Source organism: Acetobacterium paludosum, from assembly GCF_008086595.1.
In the GTDB taxonomy this organism is placed as follows: domain Bacteria; phylum Bacillota; class Clostridia; order Eubacteriales; family Eubacteriaceae; genus Acetobacterium; species Acetobacterium paludosum.
On the sequence record NZ_RXYA01000007.1, the window covers coordinates 1 to 20,991 of the forward strand.

The following is a 20,991-nucleotide window of genomic DNA, read 5'->3' on the forward strand; positions in this document are numbered from 1 at the left end:
GGCCCGGGTTGCCATGCAGATCGGGCTGACTTTGGCATGCCTGAATATGAAAAAACTGGCAAATCTGCTGTACCGAAAACGAATGCGTTTTGGGTTGCCTTCACGTTTTATTCTGTTTTTTCATTTTGGGGCAGCAATATAAAAACCCGACTACAGCTTTGTTTGCTTGTAATCGGGTTTGTCTTCGCTCTGAAGCCCCGGTTAAGGGGCTAATCTTTTTTTCTCCAATTTTTATATTCCCCGGTTGTTTCTCGTTTATCTAAATATGGCTCGTCTTCTTCGATCACCCAATTTCTCCCGATCTTCCGGGCGGTTTGAAATCCACCGCGTAAAACTTTTTGCCGAACACTGTCGGGTGATTTCCCATGTTTTACTGCGTATTCCACTAAACTTATTAATGCTATTTATTTTTCACCTCGATACTTTTCTAAAATTGGTTTAAAATACTTTTCTTCGGCTTCTTTTCGGGCTTTTGCGGCATCTTCAATTTCACCAAAACGGCCTAAAAAAATATGCTTTCTCATAAAATTAATTTGTGCTACCCATTTTTTTCTCGATTTATCCCACGTGACACCTTTTATGCCGCTGGTATTTGTAGAAAGAAGTGGGATTTTTAAAGCCTGTATATTTGTACCGTCGACAATATTTTTGGATACGTGCGATGCCCCGACCTTTTTTCCGTTGTTCTGTCTGCTTTCTTTTTCTAAGCAACCGCAGCTTCTAATATCTTTTCGCACAAGTAAATATTCTGCAACGTCCTTAAAATTTCCACATTTACATTCACAACGCCAAATTACTGAGCCGTTATCTTTATCTCGCTTATCGGTTGGGTAGAGCGCTGTAAGCCTCCCGAATTTGAAATTAGAGATATCTTTGGCCTTAAACTTTGTATCTTTATTTTTCATTGGCGTCGTACAATTTTTCTAGTTCAAGCATTTCTACAAAAGATATTTCGGCGCTCATTATCCAATAATTAGCAAAGTCTTCTCTTGCAGAAGCTTCTCCGGAATCCCATGTATAAGGAAGACCGACGTCTTCACCGTTTTTAATTAAATCTTCTCGCCAAATTTTATACATATTAAATAAGACGGGTTGCTTTTCTTCATTGGTATTTTCCAACAGATCTTCAATCTTGCAGGAAAGAGCCGTCGATAATTTAAGTAAGGTAATGGCAGCAGCCTTGTTTATCTCTCTTTCACCGGACTCGTATTTTAAAATTATCGTTCGCGAAACGCCAGACGCTTTTACTAGATCGTTTTGGCTCAACATTCTCTTTTTTCGCATTTCCTGTAATTTGCTCATTATAGTTCTCCTTATTAAATTTTAAAAGGGAGAAAGCCTCCCTAGTTATTCCAGATTGTTAATTCAGCGTATTGGCAGGCTTCATCGAAATCAAACGTTTCGACAGTTTCGTAATATTCTGCTACACATTCATCGTCATGCCCGCTAACACCAGTGTCATATCCGTTAAAAACGATAAGGTTAAAATCTTTATCGAATTCATTTACAAATCTCATGCTCATAATTCCAGCAAATGTATCCATACAACTTTTTCCCGGTAAAACTGCTTCTTCTGGGTCTAAACCCATATCTTCAAAATCTTGTCTAGCTTCTTCTTCGGTAGAGTAGATCATTCCGAAACTTACATCGCCAACTTCCCATTCAGGGTTTTGGAAGCGGTAGAACATTTGGCTGTCATCATCGTATTTTTCTATAAGTTCTTTCGTAAGTTTCATCTTCGTAATCTCCTTTATCTCTTTCATTGATATAAGTGTACCACCATAGTGGTACAGTGTCAACCCCTTATTTCATTTATTTTTAAATTATTTTACTGTTGAATTTATCTCCCCATCAATGTTACAATCGTTACCATAGAGAAAAAAGTAAGAGGGAGGATGAATTTGTGAAGAAAAGTATTCAAAAAAGTTTTGTATTACTATTATCCCTGCTGTTAATTGTTGGATTAATTCCGGCGAGTGTATCTGCTGCGAGTACTCCGGGGGTTTCGTATCAAACCCACATTGAAAACATCGGATGGGAAGCTGATGCTGGCATTGGGATTAAAAGTAATGGCGATACAAGTGGCACATCTGGCCGATCATTAAGACTTGAAGGTATTAAGATCAATCTTGACTCGCAGGGCTACGATCTCGGTGTATCGTATCAGACGCATATTCAAGATATTGGATGGGAAGCAAATGCAGGCCGAGGTTGGAAAAGCAACGGAGTGATGAGTGGAACACAAGGAGAATCCAAACGCCTCGAAGCTATCCAAATCAAACTCACAGGTGCTGATGCTGATAAGTTTGATATCTATTATCAGGTCCATGCTCAAAACATTGGTTGGATGGGCTGGGCTAAAAATGGAGAATCAGCCGGAACCGCCGGATACAGTTATCGTTTAGAAGCTATTAGAATTCAAGTTGTTCCCAAAGGTACCGATCCGCCACTAAACTCAGGCGCCCCATTCAAGGATGCTTCTGTCGTGCAATACAAAGATGCTTATAAGCAGGTTGTATATCAGCTGTTTAAGGATAATGGCGCTAAATATGGCTACTCTCAATATGCTTGTCCTTACAGCTTGTTTGATATGGACAGCAACGGGATACCAGAACTATTTGTTAAAAAGGGCGACTGCGAAGCCAATTATGAATATTCGATTTATACATATGAAAACGGACAAGCAAAATTTATAGGGACGACAAACGGCGGACATAGCGGCTTGTATGGGCAGTCAAATAACTCAAGCGGAGAATTAATTTTACTCATGGCTCACATGGGATACCAACAAGTTGATGAAATTAACTACGTCAATGGGGTAATCACAAGAAATACTATTTCGAGCGGAGAAGTTCCAGCTGGCAAAGATTACTATAAAACTGATTATCCTGTTCCATGGGCATATGCTCGGGATACATCATTACTGAATTGATTTTTTGGAAAAAAAGTGTGATGTAATTACTAACCTTCAAAATATCACCGATATTCCCAATATAATGAGTTTTATATATTACCAGGAACTAAGTGACCTGTAAAACCAGAAAAAGCCGTCATAATCGACGGCTTTTTTCAATATGCTGCTTTGCTTAACTAAAAAAGGCCCAAATTAATACCTGAGCCTTAAATTTAACATACGTTCAATATTAACATTCATTTTTATTGTTTTTAGTATATAATAGATAGATATTTTAAAATAGATAATTAGGAGCAATAATATAGATGAAACATTTTAACAAAAAGCTAACGTTCTTTATAAAAACTTTCGGATGTGCGATGAATGAGAATGACTCAGAAAAGCTGTCAGGGATGTTAAAAGCTCTAGGGTATGTTGAAGAAAACGACATAAATAAAGTGGGATTGGTCATTTTCAATACCTGCAGTATCCGAGAAAATGCGGATGATCGGGTATTTGGAAATATTGGTGCAATCAAAACCGTCAAAAAAACGAATCCTGATTTAATCCTGGCAGTGTGTGGCTGTATGATGCAGCAGCCTGAAATTGTAAAAAAAATAGTCCGAACCTATCCTCAGGTCGATCTGGTTTTTGGCACTCACAATATTCACCAGTTTCCGGAACTGCTCAACAATTTTTTGGTTAATGGTCAACGGATGATCGAGGTCTGGGAAGATTCAGATGCCATTGTCGAAGATCTTCCAACGGATCGACGCTATCCGTTCAAAGCATTTGTAACCATTATGAACGGATGCAATAATTTCTGCACCTATTGTATTGTTCCTTACACAAGAGGGCGAGAGGTCAGCCGGCAGCCGGGTAAAATATTTAATGAGGTTCAGGCCTTAGTCGCTGATGGCTGTGTGGAAGTGACGCTTTTAGGTCAGAATGTCAATTCCTATGGAAATGACCTGGAAAAGGATGTCAACTTTGCTAATCTGTTGAGAAAACTGAATACCATCGAAAATCTCAAACGCATAAGGTTTATGACCTCCCATCCCAAAGATCTGACGGATGCGGTAATTGAAGCCATCGCCGACTGTGATAAAGTATGTAATTATATTCATCTGCCGATTCAGTCCGGGAGCACGCGGATATTAAAGGCGATGAACCGAAAATATACCCAGGAAGATATTATCAATCGGGTCCAGAAAATGAAAGACCGGATTCCCGATGTGGCCATTACAACCGATATTATTGTGGGCTTTCCCGGCGAGACGGAAGAAGATTTTATGGAAACTTTAAAGGTCATTAAGGCCTGCAAATTTGATTCGGCCTTTACCTTTTTGTATTCCATTCGTACCGGTACGCCGGCAGCAACCATGGAAAACCAGATCCCTGAAGAAATCAAGCATGACCGCATTAATCGCTGCCTGGAAGTGCTGCATCAGATCGGCCATGATATCAATCAGAACTATCAGGATCGGGTAGTGGAAGTATTGGTCGAAGAGACCAGTAGGAATAATCCGGATCGTATGACCGGACGAACCAGGACCGGCAAACTGGTTATTTTCGAAGGTGATTTATCGGACATTGGAAAGCAAGTCATGATAAAGATTACGGATGCAAAAACCTTTAGTCTGGATGGCAAAAAAATAGAACAGGAGGAGACCGATGGCAGAATTAACCCCTATGATGATCCAGTACCTGAAAATTCATGAAGAGGTCCCCGATGCACTCCTTTTCTTTCGACTCGGAGATTTCTATGAAATGTTCTTTGACGATGCGCTGAAGGCTTCCCGAGAATTGGAAATTGCATTAACCGGCCGGGATTGTGGCTTGGATGAACGCGCGCCAATGTGTGGAGTCCCTTATCACGCCGCACAAACCTACATTACCCGGTTGGTCGAAAAAGGCTATAAAGTAGCTATTTGCGAACAGATGGAAGATCCGAAAGAGGCAAAAGGAATCGTTAAACGGGAAATCATACGCGTGATTTCGCCGGGGACGATTTCGGAAGGAAAGCTCCTGGAATCCAAAAAGAATAATTATCTCATGACCCTTTATTTAGAAAACAATTGTTTGGGAATTGCCAGTCTGGATGTGTCTACCGGTGATTTTTTTGTGACAGAAATGAAGGGGAAAAACAAAGAGCAGTGGATGGCGCAATTATCCGACGAACTTGGTCGACTCCTGCCAGCAGAAGTAATTTTAAACCCGGAGCTGTTTAAAGATTCCCAGGCTTTGGGACTGATCGAAAATAATTTTGGTATTCTTGCCAGTCTTTATCCGGAGAAATACTTTAACGTCAGAAATGGCGGCAAGCGGATTATTGAACAGTTTGATGTGTTTGCGTTAGGTGCTTTAGATCTTGAAAGGCGAGATCATGCCGTTGCAGCCGCCGGAGCGCTACTTGGTTATCTTGACGCAACCCAAAAACGCGCATTGACACATATTAAAACGATTCGCTATTACAACAGCAAAGATTACATGGTCCTTGATTTGTCGACGCGGCGAAATCTCGAGTTGACGCAAACCCTGCGGACGCTTGAAAAACGTGGAAGCCTGCTGGGGGTTTTGGATAAAACCGTTACAGCCATGGGCGGACGAACTTTGCGACGCTGGGTGGAAGCGCCCCTTCTTAAAACCGAGAGCATTTTTGAAAGACAGGGCTGTGTTGATGCTTTTTACAATAATGCTCCCCGTTTGCCGGAATTTAAAACCATCCTGACTAAAGTCTATGATCTGGAGCGTCTTTGCGGAAAGCTTTCTTTCGGAAGTATCAATCCCAAAGATTTGTTGGCACTGAAACAGTCTCTGGGTGCTTTGCCTCTAATTAAAGACTTTATTGATACCATTGATTCAGAAAAGCTGCAACAGCTTTTTGATAACGACGACATTTTAGAAGATATATGGGACTATATTGAAAAGGCCATTGATGATGATGCGCCGATGGTATTAAAAGACGGACACGTAATTAAAACTGGCTTTCATCAGGAGATCGACGAATTTCGGGAAGCCACTGATAAAGGTCAGGACTGGATCAGAGATCTGGAATGCCGTGAAAGAGAAAATACCGGAATAAAAAACCTAAAAGTGAAATATAATCGGATTTTTGGGTATTTTATTGAAATAACCAAAAGCAATCTGTCACAAGTCCCAGAGGGATATATCAGGAAACAGACGCTTTCAAATGCTGAACGTTATTTTACCCCAGAACTGAAGGATATGGAAAATAAAATTCTTGGTGCTCAAGAAGGATTGCTCAGATGCGAGACCGAGATTTTTCAAAAAATAAGAGAGCAGTTGCTAAAGGAAATTCCTCGGATTCAGAAAAAAGCCCGGGAAGTGGCTGAATTGGATGCAATCTATTCCTTAGCAACCGTAGCCCAGCAGAATCATTATGTTTGCCCTAAAATCGTCGATGAAAAGACGATTTTCATTGAAAACGGTCGGCATCCAGTGGTAGAGGAAATGATTGGATCGGATCATTTCATTGGAAATGACTGCACCCTCAATAACGATGACCAGCGCATGCTCATTATCACCGGACCGAATATGGCGGGAAAATCCACCTTTATTCGTCAGGTGGCGATCATTACCTTAATGGCACAAATTGGGTCTTTTGTTCCGGCAGACGCCGCAACCATCGGAGTAGTTGACCGTATCTTCACCCGGGTGGGCGCCAGTGATGATCTGGCCAGCGGGCAAAGCACCTTTATGGTGGAAATGACTGAAGTGGCCAACATATTAAAAAATGCGACGGATAAAAGTCTGGTGATTTTAGATGAAATTGGTCGCGGAACGTCAACGTTTGATGGCATCAGCATTGCCTGGGCAGTGGTTGAATATTTACACAACGAAGACAATATCGGCGCCAAGACGTTATTCGCAACTCATTATCACGAATTAACTGAACTGGAATCCTTAAAACCGGGAATCAAAAATTTCAGTATTCGTCTTAAAGAAACGCCGGATGGGGTTATCTTTCTAAGAAAAATCATATCCGGCCCGGCCGATCAGAGTTATGGGATCGAAGTTGCTAAACTAGCAGGTTTTCCTACAAGAGTGACGCAACGGGCCCAGGAAATTCTGGGACATCTTGAATCAGGCGAAAATACCTATCGACAGGAACTGTTGGTGACAGAGCCACCCATGTTAAGCGGCGGAAAGGGCAGCCAGCTGAATTTTTTCGATGTGGCTAAAAGCATGACTGATGAGGAAGAAGCAGCATTAAGCACCCTTAGAGATTTGAAAATGGATGAAATGAGTCCCATCGAAGTTATGAATGTGATTTATCAATTGCGGGAAAAAATATAAGGTGATAGGAAAAAAAATGAAAACCAAAGAATTAAAACGAATCGTGAAACGATTGATGCAGGATAAAAAATATCAGCAAATGACATTTGATGAATTGTCAACGGTGATTGGTCTCAATAAAAAGAAAGAACGCCAAATGCTGACTCACGTCTTAAAAGAGACGGGAGTCAAAAGCAAGAATGAACAGGACCGAAACTGGTTTGGAAAAGAAAAAAGCTTTGGCGATAAAAAAGAAGTTGCAAAAGACAAAGGTTGGAGCGATAAAAAAGGCCGTGGCAGGAGCGACGAAAATGAAGACGACGATTCCCAAAAAGTTGTTGGTATTCTAAGAGGCAATCAGCGGGGTTTCGGTTTTGTCATTCCAGATTACAGCATTTTTTCAGAAGATATTTATATCCATGAAAAAAATCTTTTTGGCGCGCTGGATATGGATAAGGTCTGCGTGAAAATTATCTCTGAACCCGGAGAAAAAAGACCAGAAGGAAAAGTCGTTGAGATCATCGAGAGGGGTCATAAAAAAATTATCGGCCGCTACGAAAAAGGAAAAGGCTTTGGTTTTGTCATCCCCGATAATGATCGTATCTGCAAAGATATCTTCATTCCCGAAAGACGGGGGAAAAAGGCGAGAACCGGAGATAAGGTGGTAACCGAAATTCTCATCTGGTCTGACAATGGCAAAAGCCCGGAAGGTGAAATTGTAGAAATTCTGGGAAATAAAGACGAACCCGGGATTGATATCCTTTCAGTATTAATGGAATACGATATTCCCATGGACTTTCCCCACGAAGTTGAAAGACAATCCAATCTGTTGTCTGACGAAATTAATGACACTGAACTTGCTAAGCGCAAAGATCTCAGAAAAGAAGTCATCTTCACTATTGATGGCGATGATGCCAAAGATTTTGATGACGCGGTGTCCATTAGTAAAAATGAAAATGGGCATTTCATATTAGGCGTGCATATAGCCGATGTCAGTCATTACGTTCGATTCGGGGATGCGATTGATGCATCGGCTATGGAGCGCGGTACCAGCGTGTATGTAGTGGATCGAGTCGTTCCCATGTTGCCGTTTAAACTTTCAAATGATGTTTGCAGCCTTGTTCCAAAAAAAGATCGACTGACCTTCAGTTGCAAAATGGAAATTGATGAAAATGGACAGGTTTTGGATTACGATATCTTTAAATCAGTCATATGCTCAAAATCCCGGATGACCTACCGTCAGGTGGCGGCTCTTTTGGATGAAGAGAATGAAGAGCCAAACGTGCAGGAACCTTTTAGAGATGAGCTTGTCATGATGAATGAGTTACACGAGATTCTGCGGGTAAAACGTCGTATCAGTCGAGGTGCCATTAATTTTGATTTTCCTGAAGCGAAGATCACTTTGGATAAAAATGGCTTCCCGGAAAAAATTTCAATCGATGAACGGCTGGTATCTCATCGAATCATTGAAGAATTCATGCTGGTTTGCAACGAAACCATTGCCGAGCATGTTTCGAAAATTGATGTTCCCTTTATTTTTAGAAATCATCCCAATCCCGTACCTGAGAAAATAACTGCTTTTAGAACATTTGTCAACCGGTATGGTTTTAAACTTGGTGTAAATGATGAAGAAATGCCGACCGGAAAAGATTTTCAAAAGCTGGTGGAAGATATAAAAGGTAAAAATGAAGAGCATGTCATCACGTTGTTAATGCTTCGTACGATGCAGCAGGCCGTTTATGAAGGTCACAATCTCGGACATTATGCCTTAGGTGCAGAGTTTTACACCCATTTTACTTCACCGATCAGACGTTATCCGGATCTTTTTGTTCATCGATACCTGGCAAAATTTTTGCTTGGAAAAATAAACCAAAAATCAGTGGACTATATAGAAAAAAACATCGAAAATATTGCCGGACATGCCTCAGAAACCGAACGACGTGCAGAAACCATTGAAAGAGAAATAACCAAGCTTAAGATGACGGAATACATGACCAGGCACATCGGCGAAATATTTGAAGGTCGGATCAGCGGAGTGACTTCTTTTGGTATGTTTGTAGAACTTCCAAATACCATCGAAGGTTTGGTAAAACTCCAGGATATGAAGGATGACTATTATAATTACGATCCTGAAATGCACCATCACATTGGAGAACGTACGAGGAAAATCTATCGCTTGGGACAGGATATCAAAGTGATGGTTGCAAAAGCTGATATTAATTTAAAACAAATTGATTTTGAAATAGTTGATTAATTAATATCATTGTGCTATAATAATATACTAGCTAAGAAACAGAGGAGTTACGCATGGGCGAAAGCATAAAGATTATTGCCAAAAACAGAAAAGCACGTCATGATTTTCTCATTGAAGATACTTATGAGGTGGGCATGGTTCTTTCCGGTACAGAAGTTAAATCAATTCGACAGGGAAAAGTCAGCTTAAAGGAAAGTTTTGCGGATATCTATAATGGTGAAGTTTATGTGTATCAAATGCACATCGATCCTTATGAACAGGGAAACATCTATAATAAAGATCCGTTGCGTACTCGAAAACTCTTAATGCATAAACAACAGATCCGAAAATTAATCGGATTAAAGCAACGAGAAGGATACACTCTGGTACCACTCACACTCTATTTTAAAGATAATCATGTTAAGATGGAACTGGCTTTGGCAAAAGGTAAGAAGCTTTATGATAAGCGTCATGCCATTGCTGACCGAGATTCTCAACGAAGAATTCAAAAAAGTATGAGACATGAGGATTAGCTAATTATTTGGGGGCGCACTGGTTTCGACGGGGGTTTTGAAGCTTGAGTAGCGAGTCGATGTTGCTGATCATCGTAAAAAGCGGCGCATAAATATAAACGCAAAAACAGAAAAAAGTTACGGAATGGCTTTAGCTGCATAATAACGCACTAAAGTTGTTTTAAGACTTCGCGGCAAAATTATTGCCGCACGCCTCCCGGTTCAACCTGTGGTTCAGGGTTTCGGCGTTCATCGAAGCAGGGAACCGTTTTAGGTTGTGTCTCGGGCCTTTAACGCATAAGAGACTGGTTTCTTTTTTCCTTTGTCATTGGAGAAGAAGAGGAATGAGAAAATAATCAATGACTGCACTCGGAGAAGCTCCTGTGAATGGACTTTCGGACGTGGGTTCGACTCCCACCGCCTCCACCAATTTTATAAACAAAGCTCTGGAATGACCTATATATGCGGCATTCAGAGCTTTTTTATTTGCCGAAAAAATATTTTGCCCATAATTTTGCCCATTATAACTTTCTTATATCGTTGTTAGCAAGCGCAAATGATCCGGTTGCAGTAACGGCACCGGTTTTTACTTTACCAGAAGGGGCGGCGTCTGAGATTTACTCTACATGCTAGGTAAAGCCATAGACTGTTATTGCCTAGGACTGGGCATCATCGAATTTGCGCGGATAGCATGGCATGTATTTGGAATTGCGGTTAGGGTATACTTATCACAGAAATTTGCTCATTTAGAGTTGCCGGATCTTGGTGGAGTGTACAACCAGGAAACCGGCGATTTTATTTATTGATTTTGGCCACCTTCGGGTGGCTGTTTTTATATTTTTGTTTTTAGACAATGAAGGGAAGGGGTGTTATAATCAAAGAAAGTTTAAATTGATGAATGGAGAATGACTTAATGGAGATAGAAAAAAAGAATGATTTATTTGTGCAAAGAGAGCAATTAATAGGTGAGCTGATTAAGTTTAATAACATCGAAAAAAATAGAATATGCTCATTGGTTGGAGAATGGGGAAGTGGAAAAAGCTTTTTTATTGATAAATTTATCGAACGAGTTGAACAAGAAGATATTCTTAAGACTAGTGAAGAAGAATCGGAACCAATGACAAAACAAAGTTTTAAAATTATGAAATTTGATGCTTGGGAGAATCAAGCAAGTACGAATATTAATGGTATTTTTTTGGAGTTTGTTTATAATGACTTGATAAAACCTTTAAAAGATGGGAAGTCTTTTTATGAGTTCATGCAAGAATATGGGCTCAAGTATTTTAAAGACTTAATAAAAAGTGTAGGTGAAGCTCTGTTGCCGCTGACTAAGGATGTTAGCAAACAAATGATAAAACCAATTGATGAGTTCAATAATATGGCAGTGTATAAAATGCTTTCTAATACTATTTTGAACGAGATCATTGATGAAAAAAAATTCTATGAAATTATGATTGACTTGCTTTTTTCCGAAGAACAAATTAATAATAAATACCTATTAATTATTGATGAACTTGACAGATGCGAGCCCAGGTTTTCAATTGAGCTAATTAAAAAAATAATATATTTGAATAAAGAAATAATGAAAAAGGGAAAAGACGTTAATTTCTTAATATCTATAAATAAACTAGAATTTGCAAACTTACTTAATGGTTATTATGGAAATGAATATGATACACATCAGTATTTTGATAAGGTATTTGATTATGAATTTTATTTGCCAGAAGCTCAAAATAAATATGAGTATTTAGGTACTCTACTGACAAAACAAATTAGCTTAGAGTATGAATTAAACACGAAAATAAGTTTAAAAAGCAAAGAAATTTTTGAATCACTTAATTATCGAAAGTTAAATATTTTGGCAGAAAAAATAGAAAATAAGAGACCAATACAATGGGAAAATCAATACTATATGAGCGGGTTTGATCCAGCTTATTATTTTGATATTACGCGCTTCATCATTGAAGTTATTAAACTAAAGAACTTTAAAGAGTATTTAGAAATAAAAAGTGCGATTCTTAGATTAAGAAAATATAATAATTTTTCTATCGTTAAAGGAGAAGCAAGAATTACTTTTAAAAAAACTATAAAACAAAAAGATGCATTCATTAAGGATATTTCAAAAGTTAGTGAGTATTTTAAAAAAGAGGATCTTAATGAAATTGGAATTATCAGTAATGGATATTTAACTCAATCTGAAGAAGATCAGCTTTTTACTTTAATTAGTCCTGAGATACTTTGTTTGATGATGGATTGTCCGATCTAGCTTTAATGGTGTTGTTGTTGATGGCAGTACCTATGTTTCGCCAGATTTATTTAAACTTACAGGAATAACAAATGTAAATGTTAATTCCTCTTTCGATATAAGTAAAATAAAATTAATCAATAATAATTATACACAAGGTATTAACTTGCGTTCTTATACATATACAAAAGTTAATAGTGTTGCCGATTTGAGTATTGAGGGAAAATATTATTATGGTTTTGATTCTACTACAAGCTCAAATTGTTTGATAATTTCGCTATCTTCAGCAGATAGTTTATTATTTTATGGATCTGATGAAAAAATAACAGCATTGGAGGGCTGGAACATAATAGGTACAAATGCTCCAGCATCTCAAATTGGTCCAATACCGGTTACTTATCAGTAATAATGGTCTTAATGGTAATAAGTGTTTGGTACAATGAAGTTGTGCAGTGGTTTATGAGAAGATGGATAATGGTATAGGGCTTATGTTATAACGTTTAGGGAGTTTTTCCGAGTTAGTTTGAGATTAAATATGACGATAATTAGAAATATTTATTGTCACCTTGAACCGGTACGGTCCGCCTCCACCTAAAATGAATACTATGTAACATAAAAGCTGCTAAATAGAAATATTTGGTAGCTTTTTATTTAAAACGAATTATAAAAGTAAAATATTGGTAATAAAATAGAGCTAAATTGCTTAAATTTGTGAAGGAGGTTCGGAACGGCTCTTTTATTTGCTTTTCATTTGAAAATTTCTTCTTTATTTTATTTTTATTATTGACCTGTAAATGATAAAATAAGCCATACCGATTTACTCTTAAATTTACAAATACTTTTGTTCGAACAGAACAAGGAGGTGCTAAACATGAAAGATTTTCCCAAATTTATGAAAAATGAAAAGAATCATATTAGTAGCAATCAACAAAATACTGAAGATATTGATGGATATTATTTTGAAGGTGAAAGTGGTAGCCAAATGGCTTTTTGGACATGCTATTCAGATAGGGTTTCAAAAGAACATAAGCATGAATTTGATGAATATACAGTTGTCGTTTCGGGTCAGTATACAGCAATTATTAATGAAAAAGAAATTATACTAAATCCAGGTGATGAGATATTTGTTCCGAAAGGAACTTTACAAGGTGGAAGGTACGTTGCTGGAACGAGAACAATTTCAGCTTTTGGAGGTAAAAGAATTCATAAATAAATTTTATAAGTGAGAATCGCACTTATGACAAAAATAAAAAATATAAGAATGAATTTGAAAGTCAAATCGAAGAACTTTTTCATGAATAACAGAAATCTATTTCCTCGTTAAAAACGGTTTAACTCGTGAATATAAAAAGGTGATCTGCCTAAATTGGAAGTTATGCAAAAGGAACAGTTTACTTTAAAGATATTGAAAATAAAAATAGAATTCATTTATTCTTTGACGAATATCGCAAGAAACCGAGCAATGTCATAAGTTTGGCAGAGTATCAGTTTATAAAAGAGTAGCGTGAAGCGAACAGTAGAAAATCAGGTTTTAAAAGCCGGAATCTTTCTTTAATTTGTTTCTCAGGAAACTGGGAGATTAGCATTAAAAATAAGATAAAAAGCGGATAAGAGATAACTAAAGAATTATTGGAAGATCATAGGGCAATTTCTAAACTGACATAGGTTCTGATATCGTTATTAGGATTGGCTAAATTTTAATGATGGAATGATAAATTGATAAATAATTATTTTTTAAGGTGGAGATTATATTGAGGATAATATCATTGGTCAGCAGCTATAGAACAAATGGCAACACAAACAAGACTGTTTCACTGATTGAACAACAACTTTTATCAATTGCTAATAAGGAGAAGATTACTCTGGAGATTGAAAAAATACTGTTGAGTCACTTTGATATTAAGACCTGTTGTGGTTGCAGAGCTTGTTTTGATAAAGGAGAAGAAAAATGCCCTTTGAAGGATGAGCTGCTTTTTATCTGGGAAAAGATATATCAAGCAGATGGGATACTTGCAGCAAGTCCTGTATATGTGGAGGATGTCAATGGGATAATGAAAAACTGGATCGACCGAATGGCATTTAACTGCCACAGGCCTGCGTTTGCAGGAAAGAATGTATTTATAGTAACTACTTCGGGAGGCGGCTCATCAAATCATACAATAAATACTATGAAAAACGCATTTACCACTTGGGGTATGAATTTGGCAGGGAGCAGCAAGTTTCGGACAGGCAAACAGATGGATTCTGTTGAGATAGAATCAAGATATAGTAAAGAGATTAAAAAGGTAGCCGAAGCGTTATTCAAGGCAGTTAAAAATAAATCTAATCAAAGACCCTCATTTTATTCGTTGATCACATTCAGGGTTCAACAAAAATGTTGGCAGAAGTCAACACAATGTCAAGATACAGTTGATTATAAATATTGGCAAAGGAATGAATGGCTTCAAAGAGACTGTAATTACTATATCCCCAATAAGGCGAGTTTTCTAAAAATTAAATTTGCACAGCTAATTGGAAGTATAGTTGCAATTTTCTATATGTAGAATGCATTAAAGAATAAGTCTGATAACCAGTGAAATCAATACAGTCTAGACGCTTTATCAGTTTTTTATCTGTAATAAAATTACCGATAAAACCTTTAAATTGTCAAATAATAAGGAAAATGACAAAACCTAGATAAAAAAGATAAAAAATATGTTTCGAAATCCCATTTTATGCTTGACCTTCCGGTAAATAGAATGTTTATACTTGATATATAACCGATCACAGGAGGTAATTGATGCGTTTAAATATTTTGGAAATTAATTGGCCGGAAGTTGAGCAGTGTAACAAAGAAAAAACCATTGCGTTCATTGGCTTGGCACCCATCGAAGAGCATGGAAGACATCTTCCTTTAGGTGTTGACGTTTATGAAACACAATACTGGATGGAAAACAGTTTGAGCAAACTGGAGGTCGAATTTGGAGATTACACATTTCTTACAATGCCTGTTATCACCTTCGGACATGCCAATATGAAGGGAATCCCGGGAAATATTCATCTTTCGCAACAGTTATTATATGAACTGGTGCTAGCCACAGTAAACAATATTGTTGAATGGGGAATAGAACATATTGTTATTATTTCAGGGCATGCAGACCCCAAGCATACCATTGCAATTGAACAGGCGTGTGAAAAAGTGAATAATGAAAATGGAATAGTTGCATTTGCTCCTATGGGGGCGATATTTTCTGGGAAAGTTCCAATCAAGGCTGGAAATCAAGATCAAGATATGAAACAAAAATTGAAGGCATATCCAAATGATTTTCACGCAGGTTGGATTGAAACATCAAACATGTTAGAGATTCGAAAGGATTTAGTTAAACACGACTTTATGAAACAGCCGGATATAATTGTAAATGACAAAGATATGCTCAATCCTGAAGTGGTGATGACAAAAACTTCAGGATACGGACATCTTGGTTATCCCAAGGAGGCGTCAGCGATGTTAGGGAAAACGCTGAATATGGCAGTAATTGAAAAAATCAGATATTGTACATCGTGCTTTATAAAAAGACAAAACTTTCAACAATTTGCACATCATAAATTGTATGGTATCCCATCGTTGCATGTGAAAGGAGTTGAGTGACTTGTATAGCATCGGGAAATTTTCGATTATGTTAAATCTTAACAAAAAAACGTTGCGCTTTTATGATGAAATTGATTTATTTAAACCCGCATATGTAGATGAAACAAATCAGTACAGATATTATGAAGAGTCTCAGATTGATGAGATCAAAGAAATAATTAGACTTAAAAATATTGGCATTTCACTTGAACAGATCAAAATAATTACGATTAAAATGAATGGTGCAAGTTTAGAGACTATATATCAGGAACGCTTATTTGAAATTACTGGCTAAACAAAAAGAATTAATTATCAATGAACAAAGGCGTACAACCGGAGAAAATGATGATGAAAATGACTGCATTGTTGACAAGGGGTATTTTATTGAACAGGGCAATGTATATTATCGAAATATACATTGCGAAATGGATCAGTTAAATCGTTTCATGAGTGAGTTTTATGAAAATGTAAAGGGTAAAATGCTTCGCAGCGGACATATTTTAAAAATGAGTTTAGCAGATGATGCAAAGGACATTTGTGAAATATTTGCCTATACTGATGAGGATGAAAAAGATGAGAGTGTTCGAATTCAAGAAAAAGAAATGTGTATAAAAGTTGCATGTAATAAAGTCGGACAAAGAGAAAATGGCTACAAGTCTTTATTTGATTATGCAGAAAAAAGCAAAGCCATCATCCACAATACTTATGAAAAATACAATATGAAGGATGGTCAGATGCATTTGGAAATAATATGTAGTATTGCCTAAATGGATAAAAAACTGCTTATGAAAATTTGTAATAACACGATATCCGCTGAGAATTTTTTAAAACTGATTTGTTGATTCTTATTTGCTGACTTTGAATTTTGATAAAAGAAATCAAGCTGTATTTGTCGGCGACCTGCAACCGTACAGAAGGTTGGATTGAGATTCATTTAGTTGTTTGGTGCAAGCTGATGGCGAAGTCCAGGGAACTTTTCAAATAACTTAGAAAGAGCGATAAAAATGAACCCGGATTGAAAGAATTAAAATTGTTAATTAGGTTCCCCGGCTGAGCCTAACATCATAAAAATAAGGAGATCCAGAAATATTAATTGGATTTCCTTATTTTTGTTTATGTATTAGAATATAAGCAGGGGTGGCATGAATGGTAATCATGCCAGAAAATTCAGAAAAATGTATGAATCGATTAATTCAGAACAAATCAAGCCACATGTTCATCTTGAAAACCCAAATAGTTTTTCAAGGAAACGCAAGAAGCCACTTGAAGACATTATTCTATGTACGTTTTTAAATAAATATAAAAATAATCAGAAGAATAGTTTTTGAAAAGCGCATAAAGATCAATTTTATAAGATGTGATTTTTATGCGCTTTTTCAAGTGTTAATTAAGGATAAATGTGGATATTCTTGATAAATCTAAACATGTATAAAACGGAAACTCTTAAGCTTATGATGTTGCGCATAGCAGGTGGTTTATTGTTTAGCGCGCTCAACAGACTAAAGACTATAATAAATTCTAATCTTGTTTATGAAGAATAAATGAACTATGCGTACTAAAACCAATAACAGTTTTAAAAAATGTTGACACTCACATCATGTCATAGTGTAATATAAAATTAGAGTTTGAAGATATAAACTAAAACTCATAGCCGGCAGAGTATTAGGCATTATTGACAGTTCTAAATCATGTTTGGAGGGAATAGTCATGAGAACAATAAAACAAGTTTCGGATCTGACTGGGGTAAGTGTGCGCATGCTGCATTACTATGATGAAATAAGATTGTTAAAGCCAAGTGCAGTTACAGAGGCAGGTTACAGGCTTTATGACGATAAAGCTCTTGAGACCTTGCAGCAGATTTTATTTTTTAAAGAACTTGATATTCCACTAAAAGAAGTTAAAGAAATCATGGTTAGTCCATATTTTGATAAAATGCAAGCTCTGGAAAATCAAAAAAAGATTCTGATTTTAAAACGAGATAGATTGAATGGTTTGATAGGGCTTATAAATAAAACCTTAAAAGGAGATAATACCATGAGCTTTAAAGAATTTGATATGACAAAATATTATAATGTATGGATAGAATTTAAGAAAGAAAATAAAGATAGAGTAATCAAGACTTGGGGAAGTATAGGTGAATTTGATAAAATGATTGAACAAATGAAACATAATGAAACTAAACTTGCTAAAAACGCTATAAAACTGTATGGAAGTATAGAAAATTTTACTGAATCTACGAGGAAAGATTTAAATAATGACGGGTTAATAATTATGGGAGAAAAATATGATGAGTTTGAAAAGGATTTTCTTCACTATAATCATCCTGTATTAAAGGAATTATATAAAAATCTTACAATTGATTTAAATAAAGATCCTACTTCAAATGAAATTCAGCAAATTGCTAAAGAAATAACAGATACTGTTAAAAAAGACTATGAAATTTTTAAAATGGATAGAGGTGATAATCATTGGTACATTATGATGACCATGACAGATCGTAAGTGGAGAGAAGCCGTAGATAATAAATATGGAAAAGGTGCAGCTAAGTTTATTAAAGAAGTTTTTAAAATTTATTTGAGAGATAAACAGCCTAAACTAGATAGATTATATGAAAAGCTTGTAGCTGACTTAAGTAAAGATTCTACTTCAAAAGAGATTCAACAAATTGTTGAAGAAATAGCAGATACAACTAAAAGCAATTATGAACATTATCATATAGATATGGGAATAAACTGTAAGGCTTTTTTATCCAACATGGCTGATATTTATTTATCAAATGCCAATAAAAATCTGAATGTTGTAGATAAGAAATTTACGAATGACGAAGCTAAATTTATTGGAGAATCTCTAAAAATTTATTCTGAAAATAATAAGTAATGAATTAAAATGGGATGCTAAGCAGATTTTAATAGATTAAATACTTGATATGATATATCATAAAAAAGCGCTAGTAGAGCGCTTTTTAGTATTTGAAATAATTTGACGATGTTTGTCGTGAAAGATATAAACATTCAGGCATGACAATTCAATTAAAAATTGGAGGCATTCTTATGTCACTATTCAGGGCTTATACACCATCCTTTAAGGATATGAAAGGGAGAGAATTAAAAAATAGTATTACAGAGATGAGCATGGTTATAATCGGAAATACAAAAGAGTCGATCATAATTCGTGGAGAAAACAGAAACAATCCCGTGCTATTGCTTTTGCATGGCGGACCTGGTTCATCTGAAACTAGTCTTTTCAGATATTACAACTCTCCATTGGAAAAAAAATTTGTAGTTGTGTATTGGGACCAGCGAGCCTGTGGAAAATCATATACAAAAAGGACTGCAACCGAGCCATTATCGGTAAGTATGTTTGTTGCGGATATTTGCGAGTTAACACAGTATTTAAAAGCGCGCTTTAGCAAGAATAAAATTTTCTTATTGGGTCATTCCTGGGGAACGTTAATTGGGACTTTGGCAGTATTGCAACATCCAGAACTTTTTTGTGCATATATCGGAACAGGGCAGGTTTCCAGCATGCCGGCAAGTGAGTTGAAATCTTATCAATTTACATTAAACGTCGCCGTCGAACAACATAACCGAAAAGCTATTCGTGAACTTAAAGAAATAGGTAAATCCCGGAACGGCATCTATAAATGCGGGGTAACCGGAACAAGAACACAAAGAAAATGGCTCGCTTATTTTGGTGGAGCAATTTACGGTTCTAAAAACTTGAGTGCGTTTATTATGAAAATATTTACAGTCAAAGAATATAATATTACCGATATTATCCGATTCTTCAAAGCAATGAATGCACCATCAAGGAATAGCATGTCACAAAATGAATTTTTAAAAATTGATCTTTTTGAAACAGTGAAAAGCCTGGATGTACCAGTTTGCTTTTTCCTTGGCAAGAATGATTTTCAAGTTTCTTCCATTGTCGCTGAAAAATACTTTCATTACTTAAAAGCGCCCAAGAAAAAACTTGTTTGGTTTGAAAAGTCAGCGCACTCTCCCTGTTTTGAAGAATCTGAAAAATTTAACAAATTAATGATCGACATGGTTTTATCCGAAAACAGATTATAAAATAATAAAACGGCGTGGACAATCTTGGTATTATGAAGTCATGCTTTTATCTGTTGTTACTACATTCTCGCTATAGACAAAATATACAATGAAGTTGTCAAAATCAACACAAGTCAAGCAAATAGGATAATCGGAGCCGATCGTGATGTGTAATCTCTTGAAGTCATTGCAGAATTTTCTATCACACTTATCCTACTTGAGTGCATACCCTTTTATGGCGTTCTTTCGTTAAAAAGTTTAAATAATTTACTCAATCTATAAGTGGCTTTTTACATTACTGTAGCAGAGTCTTTAAAGATTTCGTTCTTTTTATATTTTTAAATCAAATTTTGGTTAGGGGGTCAAAAGTAATATCGATCAATTTTACATATAATATGGTGAGTAAAAGTGTATGCCAAAGTCAATCAACCGTCTTGAAAAAGTATCCTTTGACGCATATAACGAAGCAAACTATCTGATCGAAGTGATTGAGCGATACAAAGATCAAATCGGAGTTTATTCGTCACGGATTCTGGCACAAGGTTTACCGAAACCGGGAAAACCTCAAGTTGTGCAAAGTAAAAGGGATTCGATTATCAGGTCCGGCACGAGGTCGCCCACCCCAAAATGATGTGATTGATAAAAAACAGGACTACGTGGATATTTGTGAACGTATTGAAGTTGAACGAAAATTCAGTCTGGCCAAATTCAAATGTGGTCTGGGTCTGATCCGGTTACGTTTGCTAGATACCGGCCTTTGTACCATTGCACTGTCGATTGTTGTTCTGAATCTGAATCTTCGAAAGGTTCTTTGTGCCCATTTTCAGTTTTTCATGTTGGGATTGAATGGGGACAGTTATTTCCGAAAATTGGTGATGATTCAGTAGGCATTAGATAATCAAAAATTAGTATTGAAAATTTCTGGAGATGAGGTTGCACTTAAGTTTATCAATGATAATCTTGATAAGATATGGTTGAAACCTCAGGTATACCAACATGGGGATTTCCTTTCTGAAAATTTGATATTGACACCTGATGGAAAATTTGTTGTAATAGATTTTAATCATTGGGAAATTGGTGATCCGTATGAAGAATTTTATAAGCTAGAAAGTTTTAGGACAGAAGTAAGTAGCCCTTATTATTGAGAACA

The 20,991-nt window shown here is 36.5% G+C and carries 19 protein-coding genes and 1 other RNA gene; 17 read left to right on the forward strand and 3 right to left on the reverse strand.

The window, feature by feature from the left end:
- Nucleotides 1–404: 404 nt before the first annotated feature.
- The 3 genes from FZC41_RS08465 to FZC41_RS08475 are packed head-to-tail and all read right to left on the reverse strand — an operon-like array spanning nt 405 to nt 1,736.
- A complete protein-coding gene (locus FZC41_RS08465) occupies nt 405–905 on the reverse strand; it encodes an AP2/ERF family transcription factor (protein WP_148566974.1) in 501 nt (166 codons plus the stop codon).
- Entirely contained in the window at nt 895–1,302 is a 408-nt protein-coding gene (locus FZC41_RS08470; RefSeq protein WP_148566975.1) for a helix-turn-helix domain-containing protein, read from the reverse strand. Before FZC41_RS08470 ends, FZC41_RS08465 begins: the two co-directional genes overlap by 11 nt.
- A gap of 41 nt (nt 1,303–1,343) precedes the next feature.
- Nucleotides 1,344–1,736 carry a hypothetical protein gene (locus FZC41_RS08475; protein ID WP_148566976.1) on the reverse strand — a complete coding sequence of 131 codons (393 nt, stop codon included), beginning with the start codon at nt 1,734–1,736 and terminating at the stop codon, nt 1,344–1,346.
- Nucleotides 1,737–1,903: 167 nt separating this feature from the next.
- Between FZC41_RS08475 and FZC41_RS08480 the strand changes: the two genes are divergently transcribed.
- The 17 genes from FZC41_RS08480 (at nt 1,904) to FZC41_RS08560 (ending at nt 20,986) form a co-directional block, all read left to right on the forward strand.
- Nucleotides 1,904–2,932 carry a hypothetical protein gene (locus FZC41_RS08480; RefSeq protein WP_243136679.1) on the forward strand — a complete coding sequence of 343 codons (1,029 nt, stop codon included), beginning with the start codon at nt 1,904–1,906 and terminating at the stop codon, nt 2,930–2,932.
- A gap of 287 nt (nt 2,933–3,219) precedes the next feature.
- A complete protein-coding gene (gene miaB, locus FZC41_RS08485; protein WP_148566978.1) occupies nt 3,220–4,614 on the forward strand; it encodes a tRNA (N6-isopentenyl adenosine(37)-C2)-methylthiotransferase MiaB in 1,395 nt (464 codons plus the stop codon).
- Entirely contained in the window at nt 4,568–7,213 is a 2,646-nt protein-coding gene (gene mutS, locus FZC41_RS08490; protein WP_148566979.1) for a DNA mismatch repair protein MutS, read from the forward strand. The genes miaB and mutS overlap by 47 nt, the downstream gene beginning before the upstream one ends.
- 16 nt (nt 7,214–7,229) lie before the next feature.
- On the forward strand, nt 7,230–9,446 hold the full coding sequence (rnr, locus tag FZC41_RS08495; protein WP_148566980.1) for a ribonuclease R: 2,217 nt from the start codon (nt 7,230–7,232) through the stop codon (nt 9,444–9,446).
- Between the two features lie 53 nt (nt 9,447–9,499).
- Complete coding sequence (gene smpB / locus FZC41_RS08500; RefSeq protein ID WP_148566981.1) at nt 9,500–9,958, forward strand: SsrA-binding protein SmpB; 459 nt, start codon at nt 9,500–9,502, stop codon at nt 9,956–9,958.
- Nucleotides 9,959–9,968: 10 nt separating this feature from the next.
- Nucleotides 9,969–10,366, forward strand: a transfer-messenger RNA (tmRNA) gene (gene ssrA, locus FZC41_RS08505).
- A gap of 484 nt (nt 10,367–10,850) precedes the next feature.
- A complete protein-coding gene (locus tag FZC41_RS08510; protein WP_170253921.1) occupies nt 10,851–12,203 on the forward strand; it encodes a P-loop NTPase fold protein in 1,353 nt (450 codons plus the stop codon).
- Nucleotides 12,204–12,348: 145 nt separating this feature from the next.
- Nucleotides 12,349–12,588 (forward strand): hypothetical protein, encoded by a 240-nt coding sequence (locus FZC41_RS08515; RefSeq protein ID WP_148566983.1) that lies wholly within the window; start codon nt 12,349–12,351, stop codon nt 12,586–12,588.
- Between the two features lie 465 nt (nt 12,589–13,053).
- Nucleotides 13,054–13,395: a cupin domain-containing protein gene (locus FZC41_RS08520; RefSeq protein WP_148566984.1), complete on the forward strand. Its 342-nt coding sequence runs from the start codon at nt 13,054–13,056 to the stop codon at nt 13,393–13,395.
- Nucleotides 13,396–13,933: 538 nt separating this feature from the next.
- Complete coding sequence (locus FZC41_RS08525; RefSeq protein WP_170253922.1) at nt 13,934–14,725, forward strand: flavodoxin family protein; 792 nt, start codon at nt 13,934–13,936, stop codon at nt 14,723–14,725.
- A gap of 236 nt (nt 14,726–14,961) precedes the next feature.
- Nucleotides 14,962–15,810 (forward strand): creatininase family protein, encoded by an 849-nt coding sequence (locus FZC41_RS08530; RefSeq protein ID WP_148566986.1) that lies wholly within the window; start codon nt 14,962–14,964, stop codon nt 15,808–15,810.
- A 1-nt stretch (nt 15,811) separates the two neighbouring features.
- Nucleotides 15,812–16,084, forward strand: a complete 273-nt coding sequence (locus FZC41_RS08535) for a MerR family transcriptional regulator (RefSeq protein ID WP_279235173.1) — start codon at nt 15,812–15,814, stop codon at nt 16,082–16,084.
- Nucleotides 16,068–16,556, forward strand: a complete 489-nt coding sequence (locus FZC41_RS08540; RefSeq protein ID WP_148566988.1) for a hypothetical protein — start codon at nt 16,068–16,070, stop codon at nt 16,554–16,556. Before FZC41_RS08535 ends, FZC41_RS08540 begins: the two co-directional genes overlap by 17 nt.
- A 940-nt stretch (nt 16,557–17,496) precedes the next feature.
- Nucleotides 17,497–18,666, forward strand: a complete 1,170-nt coding sequence (locus FZC41_RS08545; RefSeq protein WP_148566989.1) for a MerR family transcriptional regulator — start codon at nt 17,497–17,499, stop codon at nt 18,664–18,666.
- A gap of 173 nt (nt 18,667–18,839) precedes the next feature.
- Nucleotides 18,840–19,862, forward strand: coding sequence for an alpha/beta fold hydrolase (locus tag FZC41_RS08550; protein ID WP_170253923.1), 1,023 nt, complete (start codon nt 18,840–18,842; stop codon nt 19,860–19,862).
- 467 nt (nt 19,863–20,329) lie between these two features.
- Nucleotides 20,330–20,728, forward strand: coding sequence for a transposase (locus FZC41_RS08555; protein WP_148566991.1), 399 nt, complete (start codon nt 20,330–20,332; stop codon nt 20,726–20,728).
- 24 nt (nt 20,729–20,752) lie between these two features.
- Nucleotides 20,753–20,986 carry a phosphotransferase gene (locus FZC41_RS08560; RefSeq protein WP_148566992.1) on the forward strand — a complete coding sequence of 78 codons (234 nt, stop codon included), beginning with the start codon at nt 20,753–20,755 and terminating at the stop codon, nt 20,984–20,986.
- Nucleotides 20,987–20,991: the final 5 nt, after the last annotated feature.